The organism is Burkholderia sp. 28_3 (assembly GCF_003253915.1).
GTDB classification, from domain to species: domain Bacteria; phylum Pseudomonadota; class Gammaproteobacteria; order Burkholderiales; family Burkholderiaceae; genus Burkholderia; species Burkholderia cenocepacia.
Genome location: NZ_QKZF01000041.1, coordinates 1 through 14297 on the forward strand (window position 1 = coordinate 1; position 14297 = coordinate 14297).

Sequence of the window (14297 nt, forward strand, 5' to 3'; positions counted from 1 at the left end):
TGAATTGAGCGCCGATTCGCTTCGTCATCCAGAAAATTTGAAGCCATCTCGCCTGCAACTTCGGAAGTTGGTCCATTGATCAGCGTTTCCCTAAGTCGTTGTAATCGTTGGCTATTTCAACTGCTTTGTAGTTGTCTGTGTTGGTGGGGCGCGAAGGGCCCGAGAATGTCACCACCGATACGTAGCTTGGCGAGGGGTACACAGCCCTCCGCCTCGCATGGGCGATGCGCAGCAGTACAGTGAAATTACAGTTTGAATGAGCTTGGATAGCCCTGATCGACCTTGATTAGCCTTGGTTTTGCCGATTGCGAGTCGTGTAAGGCTTTGATTTTTAAAGGCTCCCGGTGTGCCGGTAAAGCTCCGAAGGCAGCGTTTGACCGTTTGCAGGAGTTGTCTAACTCGCTCGCAGAATATTGCTGAATTCCCCGAGTATTCGCGAACGGTATTTTCGCAAAAAGTTTGAGGAATTGAAGCAAGGCTTTGATTTGATGTGTTTGTGTGTCTTCAAGCTGCGGAGCTTTGCGGAAGTGGCGTTTCAGTAACGCCACCGCGCAGCGGCATGCGCAACGACAAAGGCCGCACGCGAACCTTCGTTCGCGTGCGGCCTTCATTTTTCTGCTTCCGCGTGCGGGCCTGACGGGCCTTCGCTCAGGCGCTCAGCACTCGCCCTTTTTCGCGTGTCCCGGCGGGCAGTGATAGCCGCCACGACCGCGATAGCGCTGGTGATCCTCCCACTCGCGGCGCTCCCAGTAGCGGCGGCCGTCCCAGTAGCGGTCGCCATGCCAGCCGACGATGATCGCCGGCGCCGGGGCGACCACGACGGGCGCGGGGGCGACGACGACCGGCGCGGGCGTGCCGATGTTGACGTCGACGTTGACGGCGTGAGCGAGGCCGGACAGCGAAAGGCCGAGGCCGGCAAAGGCGAGGGCGATCAGCGAGCGTTGCATGTTCTTTTCCGTGGTGTCGTGATGAATAGGCCGGCGCGACGCGATGGAAGCGAGGGGGACCGTTCCACCGGGGGAACGCCGCGCCGACACAATGCAGTGTGCTGCGGCACGACGGAAAAGGCGAGTCGTGATTATTACGGAGGATTGGCGGCGCGCAGGTACGCGATGGGCCCTCCGTTTGACATTGGCGGCCGGCTGGTGCGGCCGATCCCGCCGCATGGTGCCGCGCCGACTGCGGAGATTTGACATTCGACCGCGCGCGGCGGTGAACGGGTATTAACAGCGCGTTACAAAGTCACGCCCGGCGAGCCGCCGGAGCGCACTTCCGTCGCATGAAAAGCACGACAGCCGGCGCTCGGCCGGCTGTCGTCACCGACCGGTTACAGATAGAACATCCGGTCTTCTTCCGGGCGCGGCGGATGATCCTCCTCGTCCGAACCTTCTTCCTCGCCGCTGTCCTCGTAGAACGCGAGCACCGCGTCGAGCACCTGGTCGGGGTCGTCGATCACCTGCATCAGATCCATGTCTTCCGGATTGATCAGGCCCATCGGAATCAGTTGATCGCGGAACCACTGCAGCAGCCCCTGCCAGAATTCGCTGCCGACGAGGATGATCGGCACGAGGCGCGATTTTTTCGTCTGGATCAGCGTGAGCACTTCGGACAGTTCGTCGAGCGTGCCGAAACCGCCCGGCATCACGATTACCGCATCCGAGTTCTTCACGAACGTGACCTTGCGCGTGAAGAAGTGGCGGAAGCGCAGCGAGATGTCCTGATAGTGGTTGCCGGCCTGCTCGTGCGGCAGCTCGATGTTCAGGCCGACCGACGGCGCCTTGCCGGCGTGCGCGCCCTTGTTCGCGGCTTCCATGATGCCGGGGCCGCCGCCGGAGATCACCGCGAAGCCGGCGTCCGACAGCTTGCGCGCGATCTGCGCGGCGAGCTTGTAGTGCGGGGTATCGGGTTTGAGGCGGGCAGAACCGTAGATGCTGACAGCCGGGCGGATCTCCGACAGGTACTCGGTCGCCTCGATAAACTCTGCCATAATCGTGAACATCTGCCACGATGCGCGCGCCTTCTTGGCCGTCGCGCGTTCTTGATCTGCGAGCGAACGCAGACTCGGAATCACTTTTCTCTTGTTCATAATGCCTGAAGAACGAAATCTGGAAGGTAAGACCCTGCTATTGGTTGACGGTTCGAGCTATCTGTATCGGGCTTACCATGCGATGCCTGATTTGCGTGGCCCTGGCGGGGAGCCGACCGGAGCGCTCTACGGAATCATCAACATGCTGCGCCGTATGCGCAAGGAAGTCAGTGCAGAGTATAGCGCTTGCGTGTTCGATGCAAAGGGCAAGACGTTCCGCGACGACCTTTATGCCGACTATAAGGCAAACCGTCCGTCGATGCCGCCCGATCTCGCATTGCAGGTCGAGCCGATCCACGGCGCCGTGCGCGCGCTCGGCTGGCCGCTGCTGATGGTCGAAGGCGTGGAGGCCGACGACGTGATCGGCACGCTCGCGCGCGAAGCCGAACGGCACGGGATGAACGTGATCGTGTCGACCGGCGACAAGGATCTCGCGCAGCTCGTGACCGAGCGCGTCACGCTCGTCAACACGATGACCAACGAGACGCTCGACCGCGACGGCGTGATCGCGAAGTTCGGCGTGCCGCCCGAGCGCATCATCGACTATCTCGCGCTGATCGGCGACACCGTCGACAACGTGCCGGGCGTCGAGAAGTGCGGGCCGAAGACGGCCGTGAAGTGGCTGTCGCAATACGAAAGCCTCGACGGCGTCATCGCGCACGCGGCCGACATCAAGGGCGTGGTCGGCGACAACCTGCGCCGCGCGCTCGATTTCCTGCCGCTCGGCCGCAAGCTCGTGACCGTCGACACGTCATGCGATCTCGCGCCGCATCTCGAATCGATCGAAGCGTCGCTGAAGACCGACGGCGAGGCGCGCGAGCTGTTGCGCGACATCTTCGCGCGCTACGGCTTCAAGACCTGGCTGCGCGAAGTCGAGAACGCACCCGCGGAAGGCGGTGGCGCCGATGCGCCGGAAGGCGAGCCGGCCCCGGTGATCGCGACCGACGTCGTGCGCGAATACGACACGATCCAGACCTGGGAACAGTTCGACGCGTGGTTCGCGAAGATCGACGCGGCCGCGCTGACCGCGTTCGACACCGAGACGACCGCGCTCGATCCGATGCTCGCGCGGCTCGTCGGCCTGTCGTTCTCGGTCGAGCCGGGCAAGGCGGCCTACCTGCCGGTCGCGCACCGCGGGCCCGACATGCCCGAGCAGCTTCCGCTCGACGAAGTGCTCGCGCGCCTGAAGCCGTGGCTCGAATCGGCCGATCGCAAGAAGGTCGGCCAGCACCTGAAGTACGACGCACAGGTGCTCGCGAACTACGACATCGAACTGAACGGCATCGAGCACGACACGCTGCTCGAATCGTACGTGGTCGAATCGCACCGCACGCACGACATGGACAGCCTCGCGCTGCGTCATCTGGGCGTCAAGACGATCAAGTACGAAGACGTGGCCGGCAAGGGCGCGAAGCAGATCGGTTTCGACGAAGTGGCGCTCGCGCAGGCCGCCGAATACGCAGCCGAAGATGCGGACATCACGCTGCAGCTCCATCACGCGTTGTATCCGCAGGTCGCGCGCGAGCCGGGCCTCGAGCGCGTGTACCGCGAGATCGAGATGCCGGTGTCGCTCGTGCTGCGCAAAATGGAGCGCACGGGCGTGCTGATCGACGATGCGCGGCTGCACGCGCAGAGCACCGAAATCGCGACGCGCCTGATCGAACTCGAGGGGCAGGCGTACGAACTGGCGGGCGGCGAATTCAACCTCGGCTCGCCGAAGCAGATCGGGCAGATCTTCTTCGAGAAGCTGCAGTTGCCGGTCGTGAAAAAGACGCCGAGCGGCGCGCCGTCGACCGACGAGGAAGTGCTGCAGAAGCTGGCCGAGGACTACCCGCTGCCGAAGCTGCTGCTCGAGCATCGCGGGCTGTCGAAGCTGAAGTCGACCTATACCGACAAGCTCCCGCGCATGGTGAATCCCACCACCGGCCGCGTGCATACGAACTATGCGCAGGCCGTCGCGGTCACGGGCCGCCTGGCGTCGAACGATCCCAATCTTCAGAACATTCCGGTGCGCACGGCCGAAGGCCGGCGCATCCGCGAGGCGTTCATTGCAGCGCCGGGCCACCGGATCGTATCGGCCGACTATTCGCAGATCGAACTGCGGATCATGGCGCACATCTCCGGCGACGCGTCGCTGTTGCGCGCGTTCTCGCAGGGCGAGGACATTCACCGCGCGACGGCCGCCGAGGTGTTCGGCGTGACGCCGCTGGAGGTCAATTCCGACCAGCGCCGGATCGCGAAGGTGATCAACTTCGGGCTCATCTACGGGATGAGCGCGTTCGGGCTCGCATCGAACCTCGGCATCACGCGCGACGCGGCGAAGCTCTATATCGACCGCTATTTCGCCCGCTATCCGGGCGTCGCGCAGTACATGGAAGACACGCGCGCAACCGCGAAGGAGAAGGGCTACGTCGAAACCGTTTTCGGTCGCCGCCTGTGGCTGCCCGAGATCAACGGCGGCAATGGCCCGCGCCGTCAGGCGGCCGAGCGCGCGGCCATCAATGCACCGATGCAGGGCACGGCGGCCGACCTGATCAAGCTGTCGATGATCGCGGTGGACGACTGGCTCACGCGTGACCGGCTTGCATCGCGGATGATCATGCAGGTGCACGACGAACTGGTGCTCGAGGTGCCGGAAGGCGAGCTGTCGCTCGTGCGCGAGAAACTGCCGGAAATGATGTGCGGCGTCGCGAAGCTGAAGGTGCCGCTGGTCGCCGAAGTGGGCGCCGGCGCGAACTGGGAAGAGGCACACTGACGCACCCCCGAGCGATTCCCGTTTCCCGCGGCATATTGTTGCAGGGATGCTGAATATCGAGATGGTTTGCTTGTGGTCAACGCGCAAGCTCCCGGACAATGCATGTCAATCATGTCATTGACGCGGGGCGGCGCGCCCCGCGTTCCGGATCGGATGCATCGAAGTGCTTCGAACTGCACATCGATGATGTCCGAACCGGTTAATCCACCGGGCGGCGCGAGTGCACGGCGTTTGCTTCATCCGGCGGCAGCAGTTTCGAATCGCAAAGGGGGAATCGGATGCATCGGATCATCATCGTAGGCGGAGGTGCCGGCGGCCTGGAACTGGCGACGCGGCTCGGCGACCGTTACGGCGCGCGCGGCAATCGTCCCGCGCGTGCGCTCGTCACGCTCGTCGACCGCAATCCGACGCACATCTGGAAACCGCTGCTGCACGAAGTCGCGGCCGGCAGCATGGACCCGTTCACGCAGGAGCTCGAATATGCGGCGCAGGCGCGCTGGCACGGCTTCGAGTTCCAGCAGGGCGAGCTGACCGGGCTCGACCGCGCGGCGAAGCGCGTCACGCTGTCGCCGATCAACGACAGCGACGGCGCGGAACTGTTGCCGGCACGCGAGCTGGAATACGACACGCTCGTGATCGCGATCGGCAGCACGACCCACTTCTTCGGCGTGCAGGGCGCACCGGAAAACGCGATCGCGCTCGACACGGTCGGGGAGGCCGAACGCTTCCGCAAGCGGCTGATCGCGGCATGCATGCGCGCGGAGCACCAGGCGCCGGCGCCGACCGCGCCGGGCGAGTCGGCCGAGCCGCGTATCCAGGTCGTGATCGTCGGCGGCGGCGCGACGGGCGTCGAGCTGTCCGCGGAACTGCGCAATACCGCGCAGGTGTTGTCGGCCTACGGGTTGCACAAACTCGATCCACGGCACGACGTCGGCATCGTGCTGATCGAATCGGGGCCGCGGATCCTCCCGGCGCTGCCGGAGCGCGTCTCGTCGGCGACGGCTGAATTGCTCGGAAAGATCGGCGTGCGGCTGATGCTCGCCGAGCGCGTGACGGAGGTGGCGCCCGGGGCCGTCCACACGGCGAGCGGCAAGGTCGTGCGTGCTGACCTGACGGTCTGGGCTGCCGGCATCAAGGCGCCGTCGGTGCTCGCGAATCTCGATGGGCTCCAGGTCAACAAGCTGGGCCAGCTCGACGTGCGCCGCACGCTGCAAACCTTCACCGACGATAACATATTCGCGCTCGGCGATTGCGCGGCATGCGCATGGCCTGGTAACGAGCGCAACGTGCCGCCGCGCGCGCAGGCCGCGCACCAGCAGGCGAGCTTCCTGCTGAAGGCGATCGGCTGTCGGCTGGAAGGGCGTCCGCTGCCCGAATTCACGTATCGCGACCTGGGCTCGCTCGTGTCGCTCGGCCATTTCAGCGCGGTCGGCAATCTGATGGGCGGGTTGATCGGCGGCAACATGCTGATCGAAGGGCTGTTCGCACGCTTCATGTACATGTCGCTGTACCGGATGCACATTGCCGCGCTGCACGGTTATCCGCGGATGATGCTCGACACGATTGCGCACTGGCTGCGACGCACGACGCTGCCGCGCGTCAAGCTGCACTGATCGCGCTCGTGTGCGGAGCGGGCGGGGAATGCGCAATGTCCTGCGTATTCCCCGCCCGTTTTTCTTTTCGATTCGCAAGGATTCGGTCGCGCGGCGATCGTCGCTACGCGCCGCCGCACGGTGATTCGGCAGGCCGTCGCCAGGCTGCCGCGCGATGATCGATGCGATCGCCGCACCGCGTCGTAATCGAGTCTTACACATCTGACAGTTGACGCGACAACGGATTATTGGGCATCTTGTCCGGGTTTTCGTTTGCGGCGGGGTGCCAACCGCCGCAACATCCGCGCCGCGCGCCGGTGCGATGCCCCGTCATGCCGTCTCCGCGATCGTGACGGCGGCGCCCAATCGAGGAGTGCATTCATGTTGAAACCCGAAGTCGACAGCCTGGTCCCCCATGTCCCGTTCTCGCGCCGCAAGTTCATGCAGGCTGCGCTGGGCGGCACCTTCGCGGCGGCCGTGCTGCCCGTGTCGGCGCAGACGGTCACGACCGACAGCGCCGGCCTGGACGTCGACACCATCGAAATCCGCTCGGGCGATGCGAGCGTGCCGGCTTATCGCGCGCAGCCGGTCGACAAGACGAACCTGCCGGTCGTCATCGTGATTCACGAGATCTTCGGCGTGCACGCGCATATCGCCGACGTCTGCCGGCGCTTCGCGAAGCTCGGCTATCTGGCGATCGCGCCGGACCTGTTTGCGCGACAGGGCAACGCGGCGAAATATCCGACGATCCAGGCGCTGGTCGACAACATCGTCAGCAAGGTGCCGGACCGGCAGGTGACGGAGGATCTCGATGCGACGGTCGCGTGGGCCGGCAAGAACGGCGGCGACCTGACGCGCCTCGGCGTGACCGGGTTCTGCTGGGGCGGTCGCCAGGCGTGGCTGTATGCGGAACACAATCCGCACGTGCGGGCCGCGGTGGCGTGGTACGGGTTCGTCGAAGGCAAGACCGACGAGATGACGCCGTTCAACCCGGTCGATCACGCGTCGTTGCTGAAAGTGCCGGTGCTCGGCCTGTACGGCGAGAAGGATCAGAACATCACGCAGGCGTCGCTCGCGAACATGCGCAAGGCGATCCAGGCGAGCGATTCGAAGCTCGCGCGCGAATCGGAGATCGTCGTGTATCCGGATGCCGGCCATGCGTTCTTCGCCGACTACCGGCCGAGCTACGTGAAGGCCGATGCCGAGGATGGCTGGAAACGCGCGATCGAGTGGTTCCACAAGTTCGGCGTGATGTAAACGGCAAGCGGCGGCCGAGGCCGCCGCTGCGTGACTGCCGCGCCGTACGCGCGCTTACGGCGTCGGGCCGGTCGCGATCGGTCGCGACGGATCGGCGCTCCATTCGCTCCACGAACCCGGGTACAGCGACGCGCCGTGCAGGCCCGCCACTTCCAGCGCCAGCGCGTTGTGGCAGGCGGTGACGCCGGAGCCGCATTGCAGGATCACGCGGTTTGGCTCGGTGCCGGCCAGCACGGTGGCGAACGCCTCGCGCAATTCATGGCCGGTCTTGAAGCGGCCGTCGGCGGCCAGGTTGTCCTTGAAGAAGCGGTTGCGCGCACCGGGAATGTGGCCGCCCACCCGATCGATCGTTTCATTTTCGCCGCGATAGCGGTCCGGTGCGCGTGCATCGATCACCACGCGCGCGGCCGACGACACGTTCGCGAGCACGGCTGCTGCATCGACCGTCGATTCGAGCGGCGTTGCGGCGCGGAAGTCGCCGGCGGCCGGTTGCGGCACCTCGGTCGTCAGCGGCTGGCCGGCCGCTTCCCACGCCTGCAGGCCGCCGTCGAGCACCGCGACCGAATCGTGGCCGAGCCAGCGCAGCAGCCACCACAGGCGCGCCGCATAGGCGCCGCCTTGCGCGTCGTACGCGACGACCTGCTGGCCCTGCTTGAGGCCGCGGCTGGCGAGCAGCGTGGCGAGCGCGTCGCGGGTCGGCAGCGGATGGCGGCCGTTGGTGCCTGTCTTGCGGCCCGACAGGTCGCGGTCGAGATGAAGGTATTGCGCGCCGGGAAGGTGGCCGGCCGCGTAGGCGGCTTCGCCGGCGCCGGGATCGGCGAGATCGAAGCGGCAGTCGAACAGCGCCACGCTGCCGGGCGCCGCGGCCAGGCGCTCGGCGAGATTGGCGGCGGAGATGAGCGTGGTGTAATGAGTGTGTGGCATGACGGCTCCCTGGAGTGCAAATGGCCTGACACTCCAAGTCTAAACAAAAAAAGACGGGCCGAAGCCCGTCTTTTCGTTTGCCGGCGGCCCGGCGTCGGCAGCGCGCCGCCTCCGCTGTCAGAGGTCGCCGAGGTGGCGGCGCAGGAACTCGTGGAAGTGCTGCATCCCGTCTTCCATCGGGCTCTGGTACGGGCCGACCTGCGACTCGCCACGCGCCATCAGCGCACGGCGGCCCGCGTCCATCCGCATCGCGATCTCGTCGTCCTCGACGGCCGTCTCCATGTAGGCGGCGCGCTCGGCCTCGACGAATTCGCGTTCGAACAGCGCGATTTCCTCGGGGTAATAGAACTCGACGATGTTGGTCGTCTTCTGCGGCCCGCGCGGGATCAGCCACGACACGACCAGCACGTGCGGATACCACTCGATCATCAGGCCCGGGTAGTAGACCATCCAGATCGCGCCGAACTCCGGCGGCACGCCGTTGCGGAACTTCAGCACCTGCTCGTGCCATTTCTGGTAGGTCGCGCTGCCCGGTTTCGCGAGGGCGTTGTGCACGCCGACCGTCTGCACGCTGTACCAGTCGCCGAACTCCCATTTGAGATCGTCGCACGACACGAAGCTGCCGAGGCCCGGGTGGAACGGGACGACGTGATAATCCTCGAGGTAGACCTCGATGAACGTCTTCCAGTTGTAATCGCACTCGTGCACTTCGACGTGATCGAACTGGTACTCGGAGAAGTCGAAGTGATGCTTCGTGCCGAGGTTGGCGAGATCGCGCGCGACGTTGCGGCCCTCGGCCTCGAACAGCAGCCCCTGCCAGTTCTGCAGCGGGCTCTTGCCGAGGTTCAGGCACGGCTTGTCGGGGAAGTGCGGTGCGCCGAGCAGCTCGCCTTCGAGGTCGTACGTCCAGCGGTGCAGCGGGCACACGATGTTCTGCGTGTGGCCGCGCCCGTTGAGCATGATCGCCTGCCGGTGGCGGCACACGTTCGACAGCAGTTCGATCTGGTTCGTCTGGTTGCGGACCAGCACGCGGCCTTCCTTCTCGGACGGCAGCGCAAAATAATCCCCCGCCTCGGGCACCATCAACTCGTGCCCGACGTAACGAGGTCCTTTCTTGAAGAGGGTTTCGATCTCGCGCTCGAGTAGCGCCTCATCGAAATATGCAGTGACTGGAAGCTGGCTGTGGGCCGACTTCAACTGAAGCGCATCGCTCAGATTGGACATTCCCACTCCCGGTGTTAGCGTGAAAGCAGTGAACAACCCAACCATCGAAAAATCGATTTAGGGAAACGGAGAATTATACCCGGTTCGCCTCGCAAGGCTAGGATTAAGTGCCTGATTTGTGTCAATTTTTTGTCGGGCGGCCGTCGAAAGGCGCACACTGTGCATCGAAGATGGGGCCGGGATTGTGCGCGGGCGCCCAAGACGGCAGGTCGGAAAATTCTCTTTTGCCGTAGAATGTCCGACTTGTTTTGAAATTTGACACCCTCGTCCATGGCGAAAACCGCATCCCCAGGCGCCACGCCGCCCGGCAATGGCACCGAACCGTTGCCGGACAATTACGAGATGGCGCTCGCGGAACTCGAGACGCTGGTTGCCCGGATGGAAGGCGGCGCGCTGAGCCTCGAGGATTCACTGGCGGCGTATCGCCGCGGTGCGACCCTCGTTGCGTTTTGCCAACAGCAGCTCGAGAAAGTGGAGCAGCAGGTTCGCGTGCTCGACGGCGCGACGCTGAAGCCGCTTTCGTCCGGAACGGCCGCCACGGACGGCGAAGACGACGATCTATGACATTCGAACAATGGATGCGGTCCGTGCTTGACCGTGTCGAGGACGCACTCGGCCACTATCTGCCGGCTGAAACCGCGATGCCCGCGAAACTTCACGAGGCGATGCGCTACGCGGTCCTCGGTGGCGGAAAACGCGTTCGCCCGCTGCTGTGCCATGCAGCAGGCGAGCTGACCGGTGCGACGGAGGCGGCACGCAACGCGGCGGCGGCGGCGCTGGAGATGATCCACGTCTACTCGCTCGTGCACGACGACATGCCGTGCATGGACGACGACGCGCTGCGTCGCGGCAAGCCGACCGTGCACGTGCAGTACGACGAGCCGACGGCGCTGCTGGTCGGCGATGCGCTGCAATCGCAGGCGTTCGTCGCGCTGACCGACGCCGACGCGCTGTCGCCGGTGCAGCAGGCGGCGCTCGTGCGCGAGCTGGCGCTCGCGAGCGGCTCGATCGGCATGGCCGGCGGGCAGGCGATCGACCTGGCGAGCGTCGGCCTGAAGCTGACGCGCGAACAGCTCGAGACGATGCACCGGATGAAGACGGGCGCCTTGCTGCGCGCGGCCGTGCGGATGGGCGCGCTGGCCGGCGAGACGCCTTCGGCGGAAACGATGGCTGCGCTGGACGTGTACGCGGGGGCCGTGGGTCTGGCCTTCCAGGTCGTCGACGACATTCTCGACGTCACGACCGATTCGGCGACGCTTGGCAAGACGGCCGGCAAGGACGCGGCGAACGACAAGCCGACCTATGTATCGATCCTCGGTCTCGAGGCGTCGCGCGAGCTGGCAGCGCAGCTGCGCGCCGAAGCGCACGACGCGCTGAAACCGTTCGGCGCACGCGCACAGCGTCTGGCCGAACTTGCCGACCTGGTAGTGAACCGGGTCAGCTGACGCGAAAGCCCGCCGCCGCGCACACGCTACGGTGCGTGCAAAAGAATGCGGGCGCGTTTGATTTCCTACAATGGAACGACGATGTACGACTTGCTGAAAACCATCGACGACCCGGCGGATTTGCGCCGCCTCGATCGTCGCCAACTGCAACCGCTCGCGGATGAACTGCGCGCGTTCGTGCTCGACAGCGTGTCGAAGACGGGCGGCCATTTGTCGTCCAACCTCGGGACGGTCGAGCTGACGATCGCGTTGCACTACGTGTTCAACACGCCGAACGATCGCATCGTCTGGGACGTGGGTCACCAGACCTACCCGCACAAGATCCTGACGGGCCGCCGCGACCAGATGCATTCGCTGCGTCAGTACGACGGCATCTCGGGCTTCCCGCGTCGCAGCGAATCCGAATACGACACGTTCGGCACCGCGCACTCGAGCACGTCGATCTCGGCGGCGCTCGGCATGGCGATCGGCAGCCAGCTGAACGGCGACGACCGCTTCTCGATCGCCGTGATCGGCGACGGCGCGATGACGGCCGGCATGGCGTTCGAGGCGATGAACAACGCGGGCGTGTCGGAAGATGCGAAGCTGCTCGTGATCCTCAACGACAACGACATGTCGATCTCGCCGCCGGTCGGCGCGCTGAATCGCCATCTCGCCCGCCTGATGTCGGGCCGCTTCTACGCGGCCGCGCGTGCAGGCGTCGAGCGCGTGCTGAGCGTCGCGCCGCCGGTGCTCGAACTCGCGCGCAAGCTCGAGGAGCACGCGAAGGGCATGGTCGTGCCGGCCACGCTGTTCGAGGAGTTCGGCTTCAACTACATCGGCCCGATCGACGGTCACGATCTCGATTCGCTGATCCCGACGCTGCAGAACATCCGTGAACTGCGCGGCCCGCAGTTCCTGCACGTCGTGACGAAGAAAGGCCAGGGCTACAAGCTCGCCGAAGCGGATCCCGTGCTCTATCACGGCCCCGGCAAGTTCAACCCGGCCGAAGGCATCAAGCCGTCGACGACGCCCGCGAAGAAGACGTACACGCAGGTATTCGGCGAGTGGCTGTGCGATGAAGCCGAGCGCGATACGCGCGTGGTCGGCATCACGCCCGCGATGCGCGAAGGCTCGGGCATGGTCGAGTTCGAGAAGCGCTTCAAGGATCGCTACTACGACGTCGGCATCGCCGAGCAGCATGCGGTGACGTTCGCGGGCGGTCTCGCGACCGAAGGGCTGAAGCCCGTCGTCGCGATCTACTCGACGTTCCTGCAGCGTGCGTACGACCAGCTGATCCACGACGTCGCGCTGCAGAACCTGCCGGTCGTGTTCGCGATCGACCGCGCGGGCCTCGTCGGCGCGGACGGCGCGACGCATGCGGGCGCGTACGATCTCGCGTTCATGCGCTGCATCCCGAACATGACGATCATGGCCGCATCCGACGAGAACGAATGCCGCCAGATGCTGCACACGGCGCTGCAGCAGCCGAACCCGACTGCGGTGCGCTATCCGCGCGGCGCGGGTACGGGCGTGGCGACGGTGAAGGAATTCACCGAGATCCCGCTCGGCAAGGGTGAAGTGCGTCGCCGCACGTCGCAGCCGGAAGGCAAGCGCGTCGCGATCCTCGCGTTCGGCACGATGGTCGCACCGTCGCTCGCCGCGGCCGAGGAACTCGACGCAACGGTCGCGAACATGCGCTTCGTGAAGCCGGTCGACGCAGCGCTCGTGCGCGAGCTCGCCGAAACGCACGACTACGTCGTGACGGTCGAGGAAGGCTGCGTGATGGGCGGCGCGGGCTCGGCCTGCGTGGAAGCCCTGATGGAGAGTGGGGTTATCCGACCCGTACTACAATTGGGCCTCCCTGACCTGTTCATCGATCACGGCGACCCCGCGAAGCTGCTGTCGCAATGCGGCCTCGACGGCGCGGGTATCGCGAAATCGATTCGCGAACGCTTTCTGAATCCGGCGACCGATGTCGCCGGTCAGGCGAAGCGCGTCGCGTAAGCTGGCGCCGCCCGCGGGCGGCGTCGGTGCGACTGGCGCAACCGGTCTTCATTGATGCGGAAAACATGGGCCTGCGGGCCCATGTTGCTTTTCCGGCTGCCGCATGATGCGGCGTGCGCGTCGTCGGACGCGCGGCTTACAAGGATTGAACAAGATGAACCAGATGAATCCCGCCTTCGTGATGCCCGACGTGCAGAGCACGGTGGATACCCGTCAGATCCCGATTCAGCGCGTCGGCGTGAAGGCGGTCCGGCATCCGTTGACGGTGTGCACCGAAAGCGGCGACGTGCAACCGACCGTCGGTGTCTGGAACCTCGACGTCCGTCTGCCGGCCGACCAGAAAGGCACGCACATGTCGCGCTTCGTCGCGCTGCTCGAAGAGAATCGCGCGCCGCTGACGGTCGAGCGCTTCCGCGCGATGCTCGCGTCGATGCTCGAGAAGCTCGAGGCCGAGGCCGGCCGCATCGAAGTCACGTTCCCGTATTTCGTGAACAAGACGGCGCCGGTGTCCGGCGTGCAAAGCCTGCTCGACTATGAAGTGACGCTCGCGGGCGAAAGCCGCAACGGCGATACGCGCCTGTTCCTGAAGGTGCTCGTGCCGGTGACGAGCCTGTGCCCGTGCTCGAAGAAGATCTCGCAGTACGGCGCGCACAACCAGCGCTCGCACGTGACGATCGACGCGGAGCTGGCTGCGGATCTGCCGGTCGAGGCGCTGATCCGCATCGCGGAAGAAGAGGCGTCGTGCGAACTGTGGGGTCTGCTGAAGCGACCGGACGAGAAGTTCGTGACCGAGCGTGCATACGAGAACCCGAAGTTCGTCGAGGATCTCGTGCGCGACGTCGCGCAGCGTCTCGATGCGGACGAGCGGGTGGTCGCCTACGTGCTCGAAGCCGAGAACTTCGAGTCGATCCACAATCACAGCGCGTATGCGCTGATCGAGCGCGACAAGCGGCAGGCGGCATAACGCTGCGGCGTTTTGTCACGCCAATGAAAAAGGCCGCTCGAACGAGCGGCCTTTTTGTTTTCCT

At 65.2% G+C, this 14297-nt stretch carries 11 protein-coding genes; 7 read left to right on the plus strand and 4 right to left on the minus strand.

The window, feature by feature from the left end:
- Window positions 1–656: 656 nt before the first annotated feature.
- Both DFS13_RS37740 and DFS13_RS37745 read right to left on the minus strand, forming a co-directional pair.
- Window positions 657–947, minus strand: a complete 291-nt coding sequence (locus DFS13_RS37740) for a hypothetical protein (protein WP_006486461.1) — start codon at window positions 945–947, stop codon at window positions 657–659.
- A 380-nt stretch (window positions 948–1327) separates the two neighbouring features.
- Entirely contained in the window at window positions 1328–2086 is a 759-nt protein-coding gene (locus tag DFS13_RS37745; protein ID WP_006486470.1) for a TIGR00730 family Rossman fold protein, read from the minus strand.
- A gap of 1 nt (window position 2087) precedes the next feature.
- Between DFS13_RS37745 and polA the strand changes: the two genes are divergently transcribed.
- From polA to DFS13_RS37760, 3 genes are all read left to right on the plus strand, one after another.
- Complete coding sequence (gene polA / locus DFS13_RS37750) at window positions 2088–4841, plus strand: DNA polymerase I (protein ID WP_048988679.1); 2754 nt, start codon at window positions 2088–2090, stop codon at window positions 4839–4841.
- A gap of 278 nt (window positions 4842–5119) precedes the next feature.
- Entirely contained in the window at window positions 5120–6454 is a 1335-nt protein-coding gene (locus DFS13_RS37755; RefSeq protein ID WP_006486476.1) for an NAD(P)/FAD-dependent oxidoreductase, read from the plus strand.
- A gap of 360 nt (window positions 6455–6814) precedes the next feature.
- Complete coding sequence (locus DFS13_RS37760; protein ID WP_006486435.1) at window positions 6815–7690, plus strand: dienelactone hydrolase family protein; 876 nt, start codon at window positions 6815–6817, stop codon at window positions 7688–7690.
- Window positions 7691–7744: 54 nt separating this feature from the next.
- Here DFS13_RS37760 and DFS13_RS37765 read toward each other — a convergent pair whose 3' ends face one another.
- Both DFS13_RS37765 and DFS13_RS37770 read right to left on the minus strand, forming a co-directional pair.
- Window positions 7745–8614 (minus strand): sulfurtransferase, encoded by an 870-nt coding sequence (locus tag DFS13_RS37765; RefSeq protein WP_111442858.1) that lies wholly within the window; start codon window positions 8612–8614, stop codon window positions 7745–7747.
- Window positions 8615–8731: 117 nt separating this feature from the next.
- Window positions 8732–9838, minus strand: a complete 1107-nt coding sequence (locus DFS13_RS37770; protein WP_006486437.1) for an aromatic ring-hydroxylating dioxygenase subunit alpha — start codon at window positions 9836–9838, stop codon at window positions 8732–8734.
- A gap of 270 nt (window positions 9839–10108) precedes the next feature.
- Between DFS13_RS37770 and DFS13_RS37775 the strand changes: the two genes are divergently transcribed.
- The 4 genes from DFS13_RS37775 (at window position 10109) to folE2 (ending at window position 14233) form a co-directional block, all read left to right on the plus strand.
- Window positions 10109–10402 carry an exodeoxyribonuclease VII small subunit gene (locus DFS13_RS37775; RefSeq protein ID WP_006479428.1) on the plus strand — a complete coding sequence of 98 codons (294 nt, stop codon included), beginning with the start codon at window positions 10109–10111 and terminating at the stop codon, window positions 10400–10402.
- Window positions 10399–11283 carry a polyprenyl synthetase family protein gene (locus tag DFS13_RS37780; RefSeq protein ID WP_006479426.1) on the plus strand — a complete coding sequence of 295 codons (885 nt, stop codon included), beginning with the start codon at window positions 10399–10401 and terminating at the stop codon, window positions 11281–11283. The genes DFS13_RS37775 and DFS13_RS37780 overlap by 4 nt, the downstream gene beginning before the upstream one ends.
- A gap of 81 nt (window positions 11284–11364) precedes the next feature.
- Complete coding sequence (gene dxs, locus DFS13_RS37785) at window positions 11365–13269, plus strand: 1-deoxy-D-xylulose-5-phosphate synthase (protein WP_006496004.1); 1905 nt, start codon at window positions 11365–11367, stop codon at window positions 13267–13269.
- A gap of 154 nt (window positions 13270–13423) precedes the next feature.
- Entirely contained in the window at window positions 13424–14233 is an 810-nt protein-coding gene (folE2, locus tag DFS13_RS37790) for a GTP cyclohydrolase FolE2 (RefSeq protein ID WP_006486446.1), read from the plus strand.
- Window positions 14234–14297 lie beyond the last annotated feature (64 nt).